The organism is Bacillus sp. SSR7 (assembly GCF_055902415.1).
Genome location: NZ_JBVVXV010000003.1, coordinates 157,945 through 178,821 on the forward strand (window position 1 = coordinate 157,945; position 20,877 = coordinate 178,821).

Annotated in this window: 22 protein-coding genes and 1 other RNA gene; 4 read left to right on the top strand and 19 right to left on the bottom strand. The window is 35.5% G+C overall.

Going from position 1 to position 20,877, the window contains the following annotated elements:
- Positions 1 to 26: 26 nt before the first annotated feature.
- The 9 genes from ypwA to AC0NJG_RS08115 form a co-directional block, all read right to left on the bottom strand.
- The gene (ypwA, locus tag AC0NJG_RS08075; protein ID WP_087994409.1) at positions 27 to 1,544 is read right to left on the bottom strand and encodes a carboxypeptidase; all 1,518 of its coding nucleotides are present in this window, start codon (positions 1,542 to 1,544) and stop codon (positions 27 to 29) included.
- 101 nt (positions 1,545 to 1,645) lie between these two features.
- Positions 1,646 to 3,583, bottom strand: a complete 1,938-nt coding sequence (locus AC0NJG_RS08080) for an ATP-dependent DNA helicase (protein ID WP_000493699.1) — start codon at positions 3,581 to 3,583, stop codon at positions 1,646 to 1,648.
- A gap of 137 nt (positions 3,584 to 3,720) precedes the next feature.
- On the bottom strand, positions 3,721 to 3,903 hold the full coding sequence (locus AC0NJG_RS08085; RefSeq protein WP_087951879.1) for a DUF3921 family protein: 183 nt from the start codon (positions 3,901 to 3,903) through the stop codon (positions 3,721 to 3,723).
- 61 nt (positions 3,904 to 3,964) lie between these two features.
- Entirely contained in the window at positions 3,965 to 5,104 is a 1,140-nt protein-coding gene (locus AC0NJG_RS08090) for a THUMP domain-containing class I SAM-dependent RNA methyltransferase (protein ID WP_087951878.1), read from the bottom strand.
- Between the two features lie 180 nt (positions 5,105 to 5,284).
- Positions 5,285 to 5,675, bottom strand: an RNA gene (rnpB, locus tag AC0NJG_RS08095) — RNase P RNA component class B.
- 87 nt (positions 5,676 to 5,762) lie between these two features.
- Positions 5,763 to 6,101, bottom strand: coding sequence for a cell division regulator GpsB (gpsB, locus tag AC0NJG_RS08100; protein WP_000622430.1), 339 nt, complete (start codon positions 6,099 to 6,101; stop codon positions 5,763 to 5,765).
- Between the two features lie 97 nt (positions 6,102 to 6,198).
- Complete coding sequence (locus AC0NJG_RS08105) at positions 6,199 to 6,753, bottom strand: SLOG family protein (RefSeq protein ID WP_088328152.1); 555 nt, start codon at positions 6,751 to 6,753, stop codon at positions 6,199 to 6,201.
- Positions 6,754 to 6,809: 56 nt separating this feature from the next.
- Positions 6,810 to 7,211, bottom strand: coding sequence for a spore coat protein (locus AC0NJG_RS08110; protein WP_087951877.1), 402 nt, complete (start codon positions 7,209 to 7,211; stop codon positions 6,810 to 6,812).
- A gap of 155 nt (positions 7,212 to 7,366) precedes the next feature.
- Positions 7,367 to 7,861 carry a YppG family protein gene (locus AC0NJG_RS08115; protein ID WP_048551627.1) on the bottom strand — a complete coding sequence of 165 codons (495 nt, stop codon included), beginning with the start codon at positions 7,859 to 7,861 and terminating at the stop codon, positions 7,367 to 7,369.
- 177 nt (positions 7,862 to 8,038) lie between these two features.
- On the opposite strand from AC0NJG_RS08115, the gene AC0NJG_RS08120 reads away from it, so the two are divergent.
- Positions 8,039 to 8,230, top strand: coding sequence for a YppF family protein (locus AC0NJG_RS08120; protein WP_000242661.1), 192 nt, complete (start codon positions 8,039 to 8,041; stop codon positions 8,228 to 8,230).
- A 24-nt stretch (positions 8,231 to 8,254) separates the two neighbouring features.
- Here AC0NJG_RS08120 and AC0NJG_RS08125 read toward each other — a convergent pair whose 3' ends face one another.
- On the bottom strand, positions 8,255 to 8,599 hold the full coding sequence (locus AC0NJG_RS08125) for a YppE family protein (RefSeq protein WP_000872959.1): 345 nt from the start codon (positions 8,597 to 8,599) through the stop codon (positions 8,255 to 8,257).
- A gap of 15 nt (positions 8,600 to 8,614) precedes the next feature.
- Positions 8,615 to 8,857: a hypothetical protein gene (locus AC0NJG_RS08130; RefSeq protein ID WP_001252039.1), complete on the bottom strand. Its 243-nt coding sequence runs from the start codon at positions 8,855 to 8,857 to the stop codon at positions 8,615 to 8,617.
- 85 nt (positions 8,858 to 8,942) lie between these two features.
- Here AC0NJG_RS08130 and AC0NJG_RS08135 point away from each other — a divergent pair, with 85 nt between their 5' ends.
- Complete coding sequence (locus AC0NJG_RS08135; RefSeq protein WP_002020884.1) at positions 8,943 to 9,119, top strand: hypothetical protein; 177 nt, start codon at positions 8,943 to 8,945, stop codon at positions 9,117 to 9,119.
- A gap of 153 nt (positions 9,120 to 9,272) precedes the next feature.
- Here the strand turns inward: AC0NJG_RS08135 and AC0NJG_RS08140 are convergent, their stop codons facing one another.
- Positions 9,273 to 10,298 (bottom strand): DUF2515 domain-containing protein, encoded by a 1,026-nt coding sequence (locus AC0NJG_RS08140; protein ID WP_088328174.1) that lies wholly within the window; start codon positions 10,296 to 10,298, stop codon positions 9,273 to 9,275.
- A 103-nt stretch (positions 10,299 to 10,401) separates the two neighbouring features.
- Here AC0NJG_RS08140 and recU point away from each other — a divergent pair, with 103 nt between their 5' ends.
- Both recU and AC0NJG_RS08150 read left to right on the top strand, forming a co-directional pair.
- Entirely contained in the window at positions 10,402 to 11,004 is a 603-nt protein-coding gene (recU, locus tag AC0NJG_RS08145) for a Holliday junction resolvase RecU (RefSeq protein WP_000155593.1), read from the top strand.
- 65 nt (positions 11,005 to 11,069) lie between these two features.
- Positions 11,070 to 13,772 (top strand): PBP1A family penicillin-binding protein, encoded by a 2,703-nt coding sequence (locus AC0NJG_RS08150; RefSeq protein ID WP_087994412.1) that lies wholly within the window; start codon positions 11,070 to 11,072, stop codon positions 13,770 to 13,772.
- Positions 13,773 to 13,795: 23 nt separating this feature from the next.
- On the opposite strand, the gene AC0NJG_RS08155 is transcribed toward AC0NJG_RS08150, so the two are convergent.
- From AC0NJG_RS08155 to dinG, 7 genes are all read right to left on the bottom strand, one after another.
- Positions 13,796 to 14,314 carry a YpoC family protein gene (locus AC0NJG_RS08155; protein ID WP_088328150.1) on the bottom strand — a complete coding sequence of 173 codons (519 nt, stop codon included), beginning with the start codon at positions 14,312 to 14,314 and terminating at the stop codon, positions 13,796 to 13,798.
- Positions 14,315 to 14,317: 3 nt separating this feature from the next.
- The gene (gene nth, locus AC0NJG_RS08160; protein WP_087994413.1) at positions 14,318 to 14,965 is read right to left on the bottom strand and encodes an endonuclease III; all 648 of its coding nucleotides are present in this window, start codon (positions 14,963 to 14,965) and stop codon (positions 14,318 to 14,320) included.
- A 15-nt stretch (positions 14,966 to 14,980) separates the two neighbouring features.
- Positions 14,981 to 15,688 carry a DNA replication protein DnaD gene (dnaD, locus tag AC0NJG_RS08165; RefSeq protein ID WP_000728540.1) on the bottom strand — a complete coding sequence of 236 codons (708 nt, stop codon included), beginning with the start codon at positions 15,686 to 15,688 and terminating at the stop codon, positions 14,981 to 14,983.
- Between the two features lie 122 nt (positions 15,689 to 15,810).
- The gene (aspB, locus tag AC0NJG_RS08170; protein WP_087951872.1) at positions 15,811 to 16,998 is read right to left on the bottom strand and encodes an aspartate transaminase AspB; all 1,188 of its coding nucleotides are present in this window, start codon (positions 16,996 to 16,998) and stop codon (positions 15,811 to 15,813) included.
- Positions 16,999 to 17,016: 18 nt separating this feature from the next.
- Positions 17,017 to 17,520, bottom strand: a complete 504-nt coding sequence (locus AC0NJG_RS08175) for a cell wall elongation regulator TseB-like domain-containing protein (RefSeq protein WP_014893172.1) — start codon at positions 17,518 to 17,520, stop codon at positions 17,017 to 17,019.
- A 7-nt stretch (positions 17,521 to 17,527) separates the two neighbouring features.
- Positions 17,528 to 17,698, bottom strand: a complete 171-nt coding sequence (locus AC0NJG_RS08180) for a YpmA family protein (protein ID WP_000358352.1) — start codon at positions 17,696 to 17,698, stop codon at positions 17,528 to 17,530.
- A gap of 261 nt (positions 17,699 to 17,959) precedes the next feature.
- A complete protein-coding gene (gene dinG, locus AC0NJG_RS08185; protein WP_087951870.1) occupies positions 17,960 to 20,764 on the bottom strand; it encodes an ATP-dependent DNA helicase DinG in 2,805 nt (934 codons plus the stop codon).
- Positions 20,765 to 20,877 lie beyond the last annotated feature (113 nt).

Here is a 20,877-nt window from a genome sequence, read left to right on the forward strand (position 1 = left end):
AAAGAGCTGTAAGTAAGCAGCTCTTTTTATAACTCATAAATCTCTCTATACTTCGCTTCTAAATAATCGGCTAAGTAATTTGCGTTTAATCCTTCACCTGTTACATCTTCTAAAATTTCAAGTGGCTTTTTCGTTTTACCGTATTGGTGAATGTTTTCTGTTAACCATTCACGAATTGGTGTTACGTTTCCTTCTTCTAATAATGCATCAAAGTTCGGAATATCTTTTAACATCCTTTGCTTAAATTGCGCTGCATACATATAACCAAGCGCATAAGATGGGAAGTATCCAAATGAACCCCCAGCCCAGTGAACATCTTGTAATACGCCTTGTGCATCGTTAGCCGGACGAATGCCTAAATATGCTTCCATCTTATCATTCCAAGCCGCTGGTAAATCCTTCACTTGTAATGTGCCATCAAACAATTCTTTCTCAAGTTCATAACGAACCATAACGTGAAGCGGATATGTAAGCTCATCTGCTTCTATACGAATAAATGAAGGCTTCGATTCATTTATCGCATCGTAAAACTCATCTACTGATATATCATTGAATTGACCATCGCTATACTCTTTTAATAAATCATAATTTTTCTTCCAGAATGATTTATTACGACCGATAAAGTTCTCAAAGAATAATGATTGTGACTCATGAATACCCATAGATGTGCCACTACATAGCGGTGTACCTTCAAATTTCTCTGCAATATTTTGTTCATATACAGCATGACCACATTCATGAATTGTTCCAAACACAGCCATACGGAAATCTTTTTCGTCATAGCGTGTCGTAATACGAACATCCCCTCTATTTAATGTAATCTCGAATGGATGTACCGTTTCATCAAGACGACCTGCTTCAAAGTCATAATTTAATTGCTTTAATAGCTCTAATGTAAAGCTTTTTTGTTTTTCTTTTGAAAAATGTTCTGATAAAGCACTTGTCTTTAATCTCTTTTGCGACTCTGATATTTCTTTTACGAGTGGAACGATACGCTCACGAAGTTGACCAAATACGTGATCTAACACTTCTACCGTAATACCCGGCTCATACATATCTAATAATGTATTATATTTATATGTTTCGTAACCCCAATATGTAATAAATTTCTTTTTAAATTCAACGATTTGTTCTAAATACGGACGGAACATTTCGAAATCAGATTTTTCGCGAGCTTCTTCCCACACACTTTCTGCTTTCGCTTCTAATTTCACATACGCTTCATATTCCGCTTGTGGAATTTTCTTATTTCTATCATATTCTTTACGACACTCTTCAACCATTTTCTTCGTCGTTTCAGAAAGTTTGTCTTCACTTATTAAAGTTTCAAGCTCTGTTAAATAGTTCCCCATCTCATCTGAAGTCGACATGGCAAATACTTCTGATGAAAGCATGCCAATTACTTCTGAACGCTGGTCTACACCTTTTTTAGGCGCACCTGTTCTCAAGTCCCAAAACATTAGGCTTAATGCTTCTCCGTAATTCTGTATCTTTTTCACATATGTTAAAAATTGTTTTTCTACTTCATATGTAGCTACTGTCATCGTATAAAAACCTCCTTTTTCTACCACAATCTTAATTCGACATGAAAATCTAAATTCCTTTTATAATAGAAAAAAAGCTTGGCAAGCGCCAAGCTTTCTCCTTACAATTCTTTACCTTCTACTGGTAGTACGTTTTTCACCGCTTCTACCACTTTCTCATCTTCTGTATCAGATAAGAAGATTGATATAGCACCTTTATCGTCGCTCGTACGAATTAAACGGCCAATCCCTTGACGAAGACGTAAAATCATATATGGTACATCTACATCCCAGAATGGATCATTTACGTGTTTACGCTTCGCTTCAAACACAGGATCGTTTGGAGGGAATGGTAATGACCAAATAATAACATGTGATAATGATGAACCTGGAATATCTAAACCTTCCCATAAATGAACGGCACAAAGTACAGTCTCTTCTTCATTTTGGAAACGAGAAACGAGCTGACTAATTTCTTGGTCTCCTTCATATAAGAACGGAACTGACATTTGTTCTTTACTTACGTATTCTTTAAACGCTGCAAGTTCTTGTGTTGTACGGAATAATACAAGTGTACGTCCATTTGTTTTTTGTATATTTTCAAGTGTATATTGACACTTTCTTTCCCATTCATTTTCTTTCGTATGCGATAGTAAGTTTACTGCCATTTGTTCTTCGTAATCAAACGGTGAGGCAACTGAGAATGATAAGTAATCTTTTACCCCTAGGCTATTTGCTGTAAATGCAAATGAATCGTTGTTAGATAATGTAGCAGAAGAGAAAATATACGGGATTTTCTTCGAGAATACTTTCTCTTGTAATACTTCTTCAACTGCACGCGGCATAATTACTAACGTGAAGGCTCCATCACCTTCTTCACCCCATGTAATTACATTTTTCTCGTGCATAAATAGACGCAGCGAGTGCTCTAATACATCTAAATGTTCGTCAACGATATTTAAATCATACGTGTTTACTGTATGCATTTCACTTTCAAATACTAATGCATCACCAACTTCACCAATTTTCGCATAAAGTCGCTTCGCTTCGGCAGTTACTTTTTCTGTCACAGTAATCTCTAAACGATCAGAACCGGCAATTTCCTTTTTATTTTCTTGTAACACATCAAAGAATCGCTCTGTTTGCCAAATTGTTTCTTCTACTAAATGTGCAAACTCCTCGCGAATATCGTTTTGCAACAATCTCGTTAAAAGTTGCTCCATCATCGTTTGTTTTAAACGATATGTTAAAGCTTTTTGAGCTGCATATTCTACAAGATGTCCTTCATCGAATACAACACAACTACTTTCTGGTAATAACGGAATTTGTCCTTCACGCTTACGAGCATCGTACGTCCAAATATGATCCATATAGAAATCTTGAGAACAAATAATTAAATCTGCTGCTTTACGATAATGTTCACGTGATAGAGTTTGACCGCAACGATGACGAGAATCACAAGTAAAGCAATCTTGAAAGTAATCCCAATTTACTTTTGACCATTCCTCGTCATTTAAAAGCGGAAATTCTTTTCGGTCACCGTAGTGAGTAAAGTTTTGCATCGTACCGTGGTCAAATACAAACTGCGGTAATTCGTAGTATACATCTTCAATTACTTCTGGAGCTCGTCCACTCATAACATCTTCAAGTTTACGTAAACATAAATAATTATCCATTGATTTGGCAAGTCTTACATCTACCGATAAGCCTAATGCCTCAGATAATTTAGCAATGTCCCCTTCTTCTTTCACAAGCTGCTCAATTAACGTTTCATCTGCACAAGCGATAATCGCTGGCTTTCCAGTATAACGTGCATAACAAATTGCATATAAAAGATATACAATTGTTTTCCCGGTTCCTACACCCGCTTCTGCGAACATAACTTTCTTTTCTTGGAAAGCACGTTCTAATTGAAACGCCATAAAAATTTGTTCATCACGCTCTTCAAAGCCTTTTTCCGGAAGGATGTCGTAAAACACATCTCCAATCCACTCATTCAACTTATCATAAAAATTGTCTTGTTTCCCTACTTCAAATGGTAATCTCTTCTCAGTAAACATCCTTAGCCTCCAACCAAAAAGTTTTTCTATAAAAGATATAGCAACTGCTACTCATATGTGTGCAGCCACTTTCCCCTGTTGTAATACATAGAAATACACGAAAAAAAATTTTCCTTTCGAAAAAGGAAAATTTTCTTCTATATTAATGACTTTAAATACCGTTTATCAATCGCTGTTTCATGTGAAAGAGCTGACAAATATTCTTCTTGTGCTTTTTGTATTTCATCTACAATCACACTGTGGCTATCCACTTCTTTTCCGAGCTCATCATACGTGCGGTGAATTGCTTTTTGAATCATTGATAATTGGAAACTATCCATATCAGTTCCTCCTTTACGCATTGCATAATAGCCAGTATATGCGCGCTGGAGGAGTTTTATACTATGAATTACGAGGTGGACGTTTTCCGAAGTATTGGTAGTAATCTGTACGGATAAATCCGTTAAACAGTTTACGTTTCTTCGATGCATCTTTTCCGTAGCACTTCTCAAACGCTTCGTAACTTGTTAATACATACGCCGACCATGTGTCTAATGGACGGAATACTTGTCCCATTTCTTTATACAGTTGTTCAACAAGTGCTTTTTCACTTAAACGTTCTCCGTATGGAGGATTCGTTACAACATAGCCATAATCCTCTTTTGTTGTGAAATCTTTTACTTGCATTTGTTTAAATGTAATTAAATCGCCTAAACCTACTTCTTCTGCATTATCTTGAGCAACTCGGATCATACGATGATCGATATCTGATCCAATGATTTGCAGTCGTTGATCATAATTCGCTAAATCTTCAGCTTCTTGACGAGCTTCACGCCAGTTTTGTTTACCTACCCAGCCCCACTCATCTGATGCAAAACCACGGTTAAATCCTGGTGCGATATTTTGTCCAATTAATGCTGCTTCAATCGGTATTGTACCTGATCCACAGAAAGGATCTACGAAAGGACGATCTGGCTTCCAGTTTGTTAACTTAATTAAAGACGCAGCCAATGTTTCTTTTAATGGCGCTTCCCCTTGATCCACACGGTATCCACGTTTATGAAGCCCAACACCGCTTGCATCAATTGTTAATGTTGCGATATCTTTTAACATTGCAATCTCAATACGGAATAACGGGCCATCTTCTTCAAACCAAGTTGTACGTTTATATGTTGTTTTTAATTTTTCAACGACAGCCTTTTTAACGATACGTTGGCAATCCGAAACACTGAATAACTCAGATTTTAAAGATTTACCGATAACAGGGAACTCACCGTTTTCTGGAATATAATCTCCCCAGTTTAATGCTTTCGTTTTCTCAAACAGCTCATCAAATGTTGTCGCTTTAAATTCGCCAACTTTAATTTTCACACGGTCCGCAGTACGTAACCATAAATTCGTGCGACAAATCGCCTTTTCATCTGCTTCAAATGTTACTTTGCTGTTTTCTACTTGGCATTCATAACCAAGATCACGAACTTCTCGGGCAACTAAAGCTTCAATACCCATTGCCGCTGTTGCGATTAAAGTAACTTTTCCCATTTGCATTCACCTCTTATGTATATTCAAACAATAATTAATAGCCATTTATCCTATTAATTATTACATTTTACGAAGAATTTTCTCATTAACCATTTTAACTCATAATTTATAACTTCATACAAATAAAAAGCCCTCCTCTAACAAAGGAGAGCTGAGTTATTTCATAGTTGGTTCATAACGTTCTGTAAGCCATGTTCTGTTCCTTTGTACTGCAAACGGCCCACGCCTCGTACTCCGGTGGCAATCATCTATCTACAGGTTATACAACCTGTCCTTTCCCATCGTTCATTTCCTTGGAAAAGATTCCCCTACCATTATTTGGGTTTCTCGCTCGTGGGGTTTACCTCGTTCCACTCCTATCATTTCTTCAAGGACTTCGTCACTGTGGCACTTTAAAGGTAGTCAAACCATATCCGAAAGGACTTAGGTTTTTTCCCTGCCGTTAAACCAGCCTTACAGCCAGAATACCCTAGCTTATGAATTGGCTAGGCACGAACACTACAGCCATCTCAGGCCGTGCGAGCATGGACTTTCCTCTACAACGTTGGCGTTGCAGCGATTACCCAAACGTTATGACATCCATTAGTATAGTGGAAACAAAAAGATTTTGCAATGTTTTTTTCTATGTAAAATGCTTTAACCTTTTTATCACCAGAAATTATTCGTATAACTTACTTCCAAATACAGCTTTTTCTAAATTGGATAGACGTTTTAAAATGTCCGTATTTGTGTTGTTATATACCGGTTGTGCAACTGGTGTTTGTACAACTGGTTGTTGTGGAACTTGCGTTGCTGCTAGCTTTTGTTCTTCTAGTTCACGCTTTAAACGAGCATTTTGTTGCTTTAATTGCTCAAATTCCTTGTGAAAAGCTTCATAATCTTTAATGATCATATCAAGAAACTTGTCTACTTCTTCTTGTTGATAACCTCTCATACCTGTTTTAAATTCTTTTTCTAAAATATCTTTCGCCGTTAATTTAATTTTATCCGAAATCATTTTCTTCACCTCAAATTTTTGCCAAAACTTTCATTAACTAAATTTTTTCAGAAACAATGCTTTTTGTCAATCATATATACGAGTACTATATTACATATTACTCAGCATTATTCCACTGTTCCTCTTCTATTATATCTTGTAAATCGGAAAAAAGAATGAAATAACTGTGATAATTTTCTATTTCTCCTTTTTTCTTTGCCGCTTCTACAATGTATTTAGGACTCCCTGGTTTTTCTTCATCATATACAGCTAAAAGTGCATCACTTTTTTCAATAAAAAATTGATTTTTTAATTTAAATTGCTCTGGGCTTTCGTACTTCCGTTTCGTGATACTATCAACATGGTCTGCTTGAGAGAGAATAAATTCGTAATATTCACGGTTATCTTCCTTCCAACCTTCTTCTTGTTCTAAAAATGGAGTAAATACCGCTAATTTTAAATCTGGATATTCTACTTGTATTTCAAAAACAACTTCAGCAGCCCATAATTCTACACCTAACTGGCCACTTATTATAACCCACTCTAAACCATCTTCTACAAAAGCAGTTAATTTACGACGTAGCCCCTTTTTTATACATTCTACTCCTGGATGATCATTTTTAAATATTCCAAGTTCAAATGGCTTATAGCCTGTTACTGCAATAACTTTCATATCAACACTCCAATTACAAAAAAAGAACTAGCATTTCGCTAGTTCTAACATATCATTTACTTTTTAAATATTCCACCAACGTTTGGTCCAATATTCGGACCTATTGGTGATACATTTGGTCCTGGTCCAAACGGTGATACATTCGGTCCTGGTCCGAATGGGGATATTTGATGACCGTGGTGGTGATGATGATGACCATGGCCACATGGTCCACATCCGCCGAATCCTGGGTCGATTGGGTCCACAACATTTACATTTGAGTTTGTTTGTGGGAAGAAGTTTTGGTTTTTAATTTGTTGATGGTGTACATGTGTTGTATGCGTTGGGAAAATGTGTGGCACCACCGTTGTTGAAAAAGAATGTGTTACGCATTGTTTCGTCGGATGAATGACAGGAGCAGTTGTACAAATAGGTCCTGTAGGCTTATGCCCTCCAAAGCAAGGATGACAATGATGCATAGTTTTTCTCTCCTCTCTCATAAAAAAAATCTGATTACACTTTACAGTATGAGAAAAGAGGGTAAGCCGCTTGTTATATATACCCATTTATTCTAAGGAAATTTGTCTAGTCCTTTATTTCATATACAATGTTTTTTATAGACAACCCTCCAAAATTACTTACCAAAAAAACCTCCCACTTGCTTTACAATGCCTGTTACTTGATTCATCGCATTCATCATTTGTCCAGCTGTATTCATCATTTTATTTACATCATAGTTACCATCTGAATTTTTAAATTGGGAAACAAAACTAGAAAATTGACTTGGTTGTTGCTGTTGCTTTTGTTTATTTTGTGTCGGATACGGTTGTTTTGGTGGATAAAACATCGCTTGTTGATTATAGGGAGATGGTGGTGGCATATAGTATTGCGAATTCATATAAGGTTGCTGTTGTTGATCCATATAGGGCTGCTGCGGTTGTTGATTCATATAAGGTTGTTGCGGTTGATTCATAAACGACACTTCAAATGGCTGGTAATAATTTTGATTTCCATAATGAGGCTCGAAAGGATACATATTATAACGTAAATATGTATCCGTATTATATTGGTACATATTTTGCTGTGCATATGGATTAGATTGCTGATATACGTTAGATTGTTGAAACATGCATTCTCTCCTCCTTCTCATAAGTTTCTACATATATAATATGTACTTGTAAAATAATTTGTGTGACGAAGTATCTGTCTATTTTTGTCGGAAGTTTCAATTTTTAAAAAATTATAAAAGAAAACCCTTCCATGCTATGATAATGAAGAAGAAGATTCTCATGGGGGAGGAATCAACATGGTATTAGGGGATTTAAAACAAGCGTTTTCTCAAAAAAAGGGGTATTACACAGAGAATGTAAATGAATTGTTAGACTTTGCGAGACATTGGTATCTCGAAGGAAAAATATGCATTTCAGATTACCGAACATTAATAAAAGAATTAGAAATAAACGGTGCAACAAAGCCTACAACAATGACAGAAGCATAAAAAACAAGAGGGTTTCCCCTCTTGTTACTTACATTGCTCAATTATATTTTGCAAAGTATACGAAATGGCTTGATGCGTTTCAAAGAATCGCTTACCTTTACCTTTATTTACAAAACATTGCAACACATTTGTTTGTAAATTATCGTACACTTGATCAATTTGCTGTACATGTATATACTTCGGTTTTTCTTCCTTAATCCATTCATAAGCTAATTCTTTCCACACTTTTAATTCCTCATCTACCATATCTACAAACGGTTTCATATCCTTATAAAAATCGTATTCAATCATTTCTCTTTTTTTCACATTTGCTTCATTATTATGTTGCATAAGTTTTTCCGAAGACTGTATTAATGCTTCATACTTCATTTTATTCCCACCTTATTATGCACTCACTACGACGTTTTGAAATGCCTTCACCCAATTCCCTTTTTCTTCGTGATGCACTAATTTATTTTCCATATGCTCAATATGCATTTCTGTTATTTCTATCTTGTTGCATATTTTTTCACTCTTATCCTTTAATGCATGATTCATTCTAATCCCTATATTCATTTCCAGCAAATCGAGAGAACTTAACATTTGATCCATTGTTTTCATTACATCTTCCTTCTGAACCATCGCCATATACAAAACGCCTCCTTCTTTGCTTTTCCTTTGTCATGTAATTTCGCCGAATGATTCTTCACTCCTGCCCACATGACAAAACTAGTTGTTATTCGTCAAAGAAATCATTTTGTATGTCATTTATAGAAATGGTAACAATACAAAAAGGAGGTGCATGAAAATGACAAAGAACAAAAACGAAAAAAAGAAAAAACAAAACAAACAAAATAAACCCGAAACTGGAAATCCAAAATTAGATGGTCCAAACTTCCCTGCTACATAAAGTGAACTTTAGCACTTTTATAAAAAGCTAATTTCTGAAGTATCCTTAATCTCTTATGTTCATTACGTTTTGAGATTGAATTTTTACTCGTAGCAGGGTTACTTCACATTAAGAAGTCCTGTCTTCATAAATGAAGACAGGACTTCTTTTTTATTATATCACGAACTCTTCTATCCTTTTAACAAAACGATTTACGGTGGAAGCAATATAGATTTGCTCCCTCTTTCTTTTATACCATTCTGTTATATCGACTTCACCCTTATACTCTTCTGGTAAAAATAGTTCATTTATTTCCGTATCTCTACAAAACCAATCTCTCATACTTATTTCATCATGTGCAACAACAGGATAAACTTCTCTAAGAGCTGGTGTACAAGATCTTCTAGCTTCTCTTACATAACATTCATAATCTGCTCTTGATCCTGTGTGTATCGTTTGCAATGCAAACCTATGGAATAAACTTTTGTAATTCGGATGAAACAGTAACGCTGCTAATTTCTTTCCTAGTTCTATACGCTTCTGTAACGTTTCAAATTGATAAACTGAAAAACCATACATCTTCCCTTCAACGGTTGGAAAAATAACAGCACTAACATGAAGCATTTCTTGCAATTTAAAAAGTGCTGTATGAAATACATGTTTTTTAAAATATGTATTCTCAATAATTGGTTTTTGAATTTTATTTTGTTCATTTATAATAAGCGCTGTCATAAGTCTATTTATATCTTTTTTCTCCCAAAAATATATCCATTCTTTTTCCATAAAAATGGATACGTTGAAATATTGTAACAAATGGAATAGTGGCACCTGCCTCCTCTTACTTTCTTCATATAACAACAGCTGAGGAAATACATCTAAAAAAATAATCCAATTCGCTTCTTCATAAGTCAAAAACAAATGTTTTTTTACTGTTTGAGGTAAAACAGTAGCATAATACCTCCCTTGTAAATCAGTCATATTCCATCCTGCATTTCTCGAGACCATACTCGCTAAAAAAGCCCACCTAATTTCACTATTTCTTACATAATATTCTTGATAACACTGCGTTCGAGAAATGTTGTCCATATTAGCTATTTCTATTTCCCTCTTCATGTTGTAAACCATTATTTTTTCTTCCTCTGTACAGACCGTATTTTTACGATATTGTTTAATTTTTTCATAATCATTCCATGTAAACATGAATAAGTCATCATACCTTTCTTCAAAAAGGTCACATCTTTTTTCATTTTTTGTTATAATCACCTTTGTAAGTAATTCTTAGCAAGTTGGGAGTGGACACACTATGACCATTCGTTACCCAAATGGAAAACGGTACAATCAAGCTTCACAACCTCATAAAACACCAATTAAAAAACATACTTATAGTAACAGAGGTATGTCCCTTGAAGAGGAATTGAATGAAACAAATGAATATTACTTAACCCATAATATTGCATGTGTACATAAAAAACCTACACCTCTTCAAATTGTAAAAGTAGATTACCCCGCTCGAAGTGCTGCAGTGGTAAAAGAAGCGTATTTTAAACAACCTTCTACAACAGATTACAACGGTGTATATAAAGGGAAATACATCGATTTTGAAGCGAAAGAAACAAAAAATAAAACGAGTTTTCCACTTCAAAACTTCCACCTTCATCAAATTGAGCATATGAAGCAAGTAATCGCTCATAATGGAATTGCATTTGTTATTATTAAATTTACACTTTTTGATGAACTTTATTTATTAGATGCAAAACATATTATTGCATTTTGGAATCGTCAAAATACTGGTGGACGAAAATCGATTACGAAAGAAGAAATAGTAGAGCATGGATCTTTATTATCATGCGGTTATCACCCTCGGATTGATTATATCCGTGTACTAGACACGGTTTATTTTTCGTGATAGAGTCATCACTAAGGCTCTTTTTTCGACTTTTGGGGAGAGAATGAAAGGTAGGAGAAAGTATAATGTCAGATAATTATCGTTCTCGTACAGAACGAAATCATGTAAAAAATCAAAAGCAAGAAACAAATACAGAGAAAAAACCAAAGAAAAAAGGCTCCTTTTTTAAAAAATTCCTTATAGGTTGTCTACTTCTTGGTATCGTTGGTCTTGTAGCTGGCGTTTCCGCTTTCTTTGTTATGGTGAAGGACGCTCCAAAATTAGACAAATCAAAACTCGTCAATCCTTTATCAACAAAGTTTCTTGATAAAGATGGGAACTTTTTCTATGAATACGGTGCTGAAAAACGAACCCACGTTACGTATGATCAAATTCCAAAAGTAGTTGAAAATGCATTCCTTGCAACTGAGGACTCACGTTTCTATGATCATAATGGAATTGATTTTAAACGAACTACAAAAGCAGTTATGGAAAATGTCACTGGAGGTTTCGGATCTCAAGGTGGTAGTACGATTACACAACAGGTAGTCAAAAACTATTTTCTAACGATGGACAAAACTGCAAAGAGAAAAGTACAAGAATGGTACCTATCTTACAAATTAGAGCAACAATACTCTAAACATGAGATTTTAGAAATGTACTTAAATAAGATTAATTTAGGTAACCGTTCATATGGTATTGCGACAGCAGCGCAAAAATATTATGGTAAAGATTTAAAAGACTTGCAATTACATGAAGCTGCTATGCTCGCTGGTTTACCCCAAGGTCCAAACATTTATGATCCAACCAAAAAGGAAAATGTTGAACGAGCAACAAATCGTCGTAATGTCGTATTGTCATTAATGAATCGACATGGTTATATAACAAAAGAAGAAATGAATAACGCAGTTAAAATCCCAGTAACAGAGGGTCTTCAACCGTCTTCCGAAATAACTGAGATGAAGTATCAAGCATTTTTAGATGCGGTTGTAAAAGAAGTTGAAAAAGAATATCCTGATGTAAATATTGGTTCAGATGGTTTGACGATTCATACAACACTTGATCAAGATGCTCAAGATTATGCTGAAAAAATTATGGATGGCAATCTTATTAAGTATCCGAACGATCAATTCCAAGGATCATTCGTATTTATGGATACACAATCTGGAGAAGTTCGTGCAATTGGAGCTGGGCGTAAAGAAAGTAAGTCTACTTTCAAAGGTCATAATATGGCGACTGATTTAAAACGCCAAGTCGGTTCAACAATGAAACCAATTTTCGACTACGGACCAGCAATTGAAAATTTACAATGGTCTACATACCATCAATTAAATGACTCAGAATATACGTATTCCAATGGTAAAAAAATACGAAATGCAACAAATAGTTACAAAGGTGACGTTTCACTACGTGAAGCTTTGAAAAAGTCATTAAACATCCCAGCTTTAAAAACAGCCCAAGCGGTTGGTCTTCCTAAGTCACAAGCGTTTGCTGAAGGTTTAGGTATGACATTTAAAGACGGCAAAACATTTGAATCAACAGCAATTGGTAGTAACGATAGTTCACCATTACAAGTAGCAGGTGCATATGCAGCCTTTGGTAATGGTGGGAACTACAATAAACCGCACTTCGTAAAAGAAGTTATCTTCCCAGATGGGAAAAAGAAAAGTTTTAAACCGAAAGAGCAACGTGCGATGCAAGACTACACAGCTTACATGGTTACTGACGTTCTTCGTGACGTAGTAAGACCTGGTTCTGGCGGTACTGGTCCAACAGCATACGTTTCAGGTGTTGATGTTGCCGGTAAAACAGGAACACAAAACTTTGATGAAGACGTTATAAAAGAATATGGTATACCAGCTGATGCAAACAGAGATAGCTGGTTCGCTGGATATACACCGCAATATACAATGGCAGTATGGACTGGTTACGAAAAAAATGGCCCAGAAAACTACATTAGTGATCGTTATACTAGAATTGCACAGCAAATGTTCCAAGTAATGATGAGTAAATTCGCTACAGATAAAACTCGTTTCGAACGCCCTTCTTCTGTACAAGAATTAAATGGTGAATTGTACGTAAAAGGCGCTAAAAAAGATGCAGTGAAACAAATTAAAGTAGATGCACCTAGTGGTCTTAATGTCACTTTTGATGGCGCTAGCACAGTTACACTAAACTGGTCTGGACCAGCAGAAGTTGATGCGTATGCCGCAAGCTATAAAGCGACTGACGGTTCAAGTGGTAGTTTATCAATAAAAGGTACGACAGCTACTCTTGGTGGTATTAAACCAGGCGTTACTTACAGCTTCTCTGTAGTAGCGAAAAAAGGTACTGGAACAAGCCCTGCCGTTGGTGCATCCTTCACTGCGCCTGGAGGAACTCCAGACGCGAAGAAAGCTGAAGATGAGGCTGCTAAGAAGAAGGCTGAAGAAGAAGCTAAGAAAAAAGCTGATGAGGAAGCTCAGAAAAAGGCCAATGAAGATAAATTAAAACAAGAAGAAGCTACTAAAAAAGCTGAAGAAGAAGCTAAGAAACAACAAGAACAACAACGTAAACAACAAGAAGAAGCTCAAAAGAAAGCTGATGAGGAAGCTAGAAAAAAAGCTGAAGAAGAAGCTAAAAAACAACAAGAGCAACAACGTAAACAGCAAGAAGAGGCTCAAAAGAAAGCTGATGAGGAAGCTAGAAAAAAAGCTGAAGAAGAAGCTAAGAAACAACAAGAGCAACAACACAATACCGGCGAAGATACACCACACGCAGACGGAAATGTTGTTACAACAGAGTCTTAATACAAAAAAGAAGTCCTTTTCTCTTAACGAGAAAAGGACTTCTTTTTTGTTATCATTTTCTTTACATATAACTTTTCTATTTCAATATACAACTGCGCTAACTGAATATAAGAATGATAATTATTCGGTTTCTTTATAATGAACAAATATCTCTCCATAAAATTAACTGGTTGTACTTCCAATTTACTCGTGAAATCTTCCATTTCGTTCAAACTATAAACAGGTTGTTCATTTAGCCAATATACAATTGATAACAAATGTGCTGCAAAAAGAATCATTGGCCCTTCAGCTTCTTGCTTATTTCTGTTTCGAAAAAGTGTCGCAATGTCTTCATGCTTACTTTTCCATACATTCAATAATACTGGAATACTATTTTCAATTTCATTCCACGGCTCATATTGTCTTTCCATATCATATATAAAATAAGTATTTTGTATTGTTTCTTCAAAAGACTGTTCTGTATAATACACAATCAAATTTTTACTTTCTTTAAAAAATGGTAAGCATCGAAATTCTTTCGGTATTTCTATCACTCGCTCCATCCTTTATTTCCCCTTCATTCGCTTCTTTCCTTCACGACATACTTCTAGTAAAGGGCACTCCTCACATTGTGGTCGCTGTGCTTTACAGTGATAACGTCCAAAGAAAATCATACGGTGATGTGTAACGCTCCATTCATCCATCGGAATTTTCTTCATTAATGTCTTTTCTACTTCTAACACCGAATCTTTCCATCTACAAATCGCTAACCGTTTACTCACTCTCTCTACATGCGTATCAACAGCAATTGCCGGAATACCAAACGCTACCGAAACAACTACATTTGCTGTTTTTCTCCCTACTCCTGGCAAGTTCGTCAACTCGTCACGGTCTTCTGGAACTTTTCCGTTATAATCATCCAGTAACATCTGGCACAATTTTTGAATGTTTTTTGCTTTATTTCTATACAAACCAATAGAACGTATATCTTGTTGTAATTCTTCTAGCGAAACACTTAAATAATCTTCTGGTGTTTTATATTTTTGAAATAAATTTTTCGTCACTTTATTTACAAGTGCATCTGTACATTGTGCAGATAACGCCACCGCTATTACTAGTTCAAACGGATTATCATGAATTAATTCACAATGTGCTTCTGGATACATATCCGCCATTGTGTCCAAACAATAGCGAATTTGCGTTTTATTTAACATATACTTCCTCCTAAATTACTGCTCCAACCAATTATAAAAAGGCACTTTTCCAGTAAATTTCGTCTCTTGTTTTGTTGTTTGCTGCGTTCTTTGTTGATTTGCTCTAAATTTTCGTCCTTGGTTTTGGGCTTGATCTACTGTTTTAATACCATTCTTTTTCCATTCAAATAAAATACGATCAATATATCGGAAATTAAGCTTACCACTCATTACAGCTTCCCTGAGGGCCGCTTGAATTAAATTCGGATGATGTTGATCTTGATCTTCCCACATTCCCAACGTTTCACATTCAAATGGAGAGAGTGGTCTTCCAAATTCTTTTTCAAATACTGTATATAAATTTACTTGCAGTTGCTTTATTTCTTTTTGTTCTTCCTCTATTGATTCATTCATTAAGAAATGCAATATTTTTTCCCATAACGGTTGTAAAGAATAACTTTCACACATCATCGCTTCTGATTTTTGTCCACCTTCTAGTGATAAAAAACCTTTTTGAATCAATGCCTGAATGACTTCCATACATTTCATTTCGGTAATCGTCATCCGTTCTGAAATCTCTGACGGAGTCGGAAACGAATTGCCCGACTCTAAAAATGTATGTACATGAAGTACAACCATAAATTCCGTTTCATTTAACCCTAATTTTTTATAATGCATCATAAGTAATTTTGGAATTGCAATGCTTCCCTGCTCAAACCACTGTAACATCATTTTCTTTTTCATCACCAAACACCTCGCTCTCTAGTATAACACACCTTTCGCTATTTCTTTTTGCCACAATTCGTCAAAAAAACCTCCCTATCATGTAGGAAGGTTTTTTTGTATTACATTAATAAAATATACAATTAAGCTTGCACTTTACTTTTCATAAACGTATGAATACGTTCTAATGCTTTCTCCACTTGTTCAAGAGATGTTGCATATGATAAACGAACGTTATTTGGAGCACCAAATCCTGTACCTGGTACAAGAGCTACTTTTTCCTCTTCTAATAGAGCTTTTGCCCAATCATCAACAGTTTCGTATCCTGATAAAGCTACTGCTTCTTTTACATTAGGGAATAAGTAAAATGCACCTTGTGGTTTAATGCAAGTAAAGCCAGGGATCTGAATTAATTTATCATAAATAATGTTTAATCTCTCTTCAAATGCTTGACGCATTGTTTCTACAGGTTCTTGTGAGCCTGCATATGCCGCGATTGCGCCGTATTGAGCGATTGAAGTAGGGTTTGACGTACTATGACTCGCTAAGTTCGTCATCGCTTTAATAAGCTGCTTATTTCCTGCTGCATATCCAATACGCCATCCTGTCATAGAATGAGATTTAGATACACCATTAATAATAAGTGTTTGTTCTTTTAATGCATTAGAAAGCTGGGCAACCGAAGTATATTCTGCTCCACCATAAATTAATTTCTCATAAATTTCATCTGAAACGATTAAAATATCGTGTTCTAAACATACTTCTCCAAGCTGTTGTAATTCTTCTTTGCTGTAAATCATTCCTGTTGGATTGCTCGGTGAATTAATAATAACTGCTTTCGTTTTCTCTGTAATTGCCTCACGCAGCTGCTTCGCTGTAATTTTGTATTCATTATCTTCAAGGCCTTCTACATAAACTGGCTTACCACCAGCAAGCTTTACTTGTTCCGGATAACTTACCCAGTAAGGTGTCGGGATGATAACTTCATCACCTTCATCAAGTAACACTTGGAATAATGTATATAATGCATGCTTTGCGCCGTTACATACAATAATTTCAGACGGATCATACGCAATTCCTTGATCGCGAGTAAACTTCTTCACAATTTCTTGTTTTAACGATTGTAACCCACCTGTTGGTGTATACTTCGTATGTCCTTCTAACATCGCTTTATGTGCAGCATCCATAATATGTTCTGGCGTATTAAAGTCAGGTTCTCCTGCCCCTAATCCAATTACATCGTGGCCTTCTGCTTTTAATGCTTGTGCCTTTGCTGTAATTTCTAGAGTTGCAGATGGTGTTAAAGCAGCTACTCGCTTTGCTAATTTCATTTGTAGTTCCCCCTACATCTATTTTTCAATGCTGTATCGTCGTAAAAACTGACCATCTTTAAATGCAAGATAGTAATAACTATAACGATTTTCATCATCAATATATGTAACTTCCCATAATGGTATATTGTTTTCAAAGCCTAATTTTACTTTTAAAATTTCTTTAGGCTTACTTTTGTGCTCTTTACTGTCATCTCCGACTTGTTCAATCGTTCTTTGTAAAGCCTCTTTTTCAGAAATACCTTCACTCTTTTTCCTTACTATAGTTTCCCCTTTTTTCTCAGGCACCCAAACGATAAGTTGTTCTCCTTTTTCATCTGTACCTTGTACGACTGTATATGAAGATTCTCCGTTATAATAATCCACAGATTTTACTTTTACAAGCTTTGCTTTTTCTTTTGCAATTTCTACAGATTTTGCCTCTTTAGGGATTTTCTTTTCCATTGCTTTATTATAAACATACGCCCCATATATTCCGCTAGCAACGATTACGATAACGATTGCAAAGATCCACTTTTTCATTGTATCACTACGTTCTGTAAATCGTAAATACAGCTGTTTCTTTATCTTTTTCGTCTAATGCTAATCCGAACATGAGGTCCTGCTCTTTTAACGTACGATTCAAACTATCAACGATTTTATACAAGTCAGATGAATATTTAATACGCGTCGTTGATAAGACTTCGATTTTCTTATCCATGAAAAAACTCCTCCGTTACACAAAAATTTCTAATTATAGAAGAACGCAATGCGGTTACAATAAGAGTACATTCTTTACAACCCCTGCTTCATCACCCATCTATTATAGCAGGACATGTACAGCAAAAAAAGGTTTCAAGTCGAAAACCAATACATTTTGTATACAAGAAGTAAGAAAAATAAAATTCCTCCTACCCACATTTTTTACGCCTGAAGTTTACATGTACTTCAGGCGTATTTTTTCTTCCAATTTTATCCCACTTTATTCAGTTGACCGTTCCTTTAATTGTTCTAACAATTCTTCTAGAGGGCCTTCATAAAGCGGAACAGTTGGAATTGATTGTAAAAAACGTTTTCCATAGGAAGCGCTTGTCAAACGACGATCTAATACAAACACCGTCCCGGTATCTGTACTTGTTCTAATAAGACGACCAAATCCTTGTTTGAAACGCAGTATTGCTTGCGGGAGTGCTAACTTAGCGAATACGTCCTCTCCTTGATTTTTTAACCACTCTCCTTTTGCTTCCATCATCGGTTGATGAGGAGGCGTAAAGGGAAGGCGGACAATAACAAGACAACTAAGGGCATCTCCAGGTATATCTATCCCTTCCCAAAAACTACTTGTTCCTAATAAAATTGATTTATCGAACTCTTGAAACTTACGAATGAGACGACTTCTGCTCTTATTATTCACACTTTGCGTTAATAATAAATAGCCTTCTAATTCCTCATCATTTTTCAAATTCGTATACGCTTCTTTCAACATTTCATACGAAGTGAACAAAACAAGCATTCTACCTTCTGTAGCTTTCGCTATTTTTGCAATATGAGCCGACACAGATTCAATATATTCTTCATTACTTGCTTGCTTAATAAAAGGCACATCCGTTGAAACCATTAATTTCATCTGTTCTTCAAAACGAAATGGTGATGGGACCTGTAATGTATTTGGAGCAAAATCATGTAAACCTAGCTCTTCTTTTATATAGTCAAATGAATCGTTTACTGTTAGCGTTGCTGATGTGAAAATAACACTCTTTTTCTCTGTTAAAAATTTATCAGCAAATCTTTCACCAATATGAACAGGTTGCCCATATAAAACAGTTGAATGAATGGTTCCCTTCGTTTCAGTTTCCATCCATGTCACATATGAATTTTTTTCTAAAATGAGCACTTGTAAAGATTGCGCCATCTTTCTCAATAACTCAATTAAATGCATAAATTCACCTGTAACAACATGCATTTCCCATTCTAATTTACTTTGCAATATATCAACTTGCTTCTCAAGTGTAGAGAGTAATTTTCTTACATCATATACAAAACGATTTGTTAACTCGGTAATACTATCCCATAACTTTCCTTTTTCTACTTCCGTGTTATATCGATAAATGAGTGGCATATTGCTGATCCCTTGTTCCTGCTTTGTTTGTTTAAAGATGAATGCACGTAACATTTGGAATAGCTCATCCGCATCAAATTTCAATTCCTTCAAACTATGACTTACCATGCGGAAAGTCGAACGGGAGGCTTGTTCTGTTTTTTTCATCATTTTATATACTTTAGAAAGTACATCATCTGTTTCTAGCGTACCAAGACGAGATAAAACTAGCTGGAAATACATACAGGAGAACTGTTCACCTAATGTTCTACTTGCCGCTTCCTCAATATGATGAGCCTCGTCAAAAATAATATGTTCACATGAAGCAAATAATGGTTCTTCACTTGAAAAATCTTGAAATAATAACGCATGATTTGTAATAACGATATCTGCAAATAATGCTTTATTCTTTGCTCGTTGATAAAAACAACGACTATACCAGTTGCTTTGCATCCCGCCCGGACTATGTACATCACTACAAATACGGTTCCAAAGTAACTTTCCGCCCTCAGGAATATTTAATTCATCACGATCGCCCGTTTCCGTTTGCAATAACCACACTAAAATTTTTGCCTTCGTGAGCGCCATATCATAATTCTTCTCTTCTTCTTGCAAAGCATATTCAAATTTATGTAGACAAAGATAATGCTTTCTTCCTTTCAGAAGAGCTACTTCAAATGAAAATGGCATTATTTTCTGTAATAATGGAATTTCTTTTTCTAGTATTTGTTGTTGCAGTTGTACAGTTTGGGTACTTATGATAACAGGTTCTTCTTTTTTCTTTGCAAAATAAATACTTGGAAGCAAATATGCAAGAGTCTTCCCTGTTCCTGTTCCTGCTTCAATTAGTGAAAACCTAGAATCTCTTAGCGCTGTATATATTTCCTTCATCATACTCTGTTGGCTTTCTCTTTTTTCAAACTTTGGCATATTCAACGCAAGTTTATCAATTGTCTTATGCAAGAAAGCATCAAATTTAAATGCACATGTTTCACTTAGGTTTAAAGAATAATTCCGTTTTCGAAGCGCAATATTTCGATACACTTCATATCCCTCTGCTCCTTTTTTACCATGCATCATTTTCTTTAAAATATTTTCAGAAAGTACATCCGCTATATCACTTTGAAACACATCACTCAATTCATAAAGCGATTGCAAGGTGACAAGTGGTAACTTTTCAATTTCATTTAAAAATTGTAAAAACAATTCCGCTGTTGCAAGAGCATCACTATCAGCACGATGCGGTTGATCATGCTCTAATTCGTGTTGTTTAGCTAAATCACGTAATTTATAACTATCAGCCGTTGGCAAAAGAATTTGCGCCAACTCAACTGTATCAACTTTTGGACAATGTATTTCTGTATATCCAGCCTGCCTTAATTCTTCCGTTAAAAAATTCCAATCAAAGTGAACATTATGTGCAACGAAAGCTGCACCTTGTAATAGCTCAACAACCATCGGGGCTACATCTTGAAATAACGGGGCTTGCTTAACCATACTCTCATCAATCCCTGTTAGTTCTGTAATAAATGGCGGAATCTCTCTCTTCGGATTAATAAAAGATGAAAAAATCTCTAATATCTCTCCATCTTCCACTACAACAGCTGCAATTTGGGTAATTTTATCCTTCCCATCCTTCCAGGAGTTCCCTGTCGTCTCTAAATCCACAACGACATAACGCTTACTCATATATGTAACACCTCAATTTCTTACCTATCAAACACAAAATTATATAATGTTACTATACCACGTTTTATCTCATCTTAATGAAAAGATGCACAAAAAAGCTATCTCCGTAATAG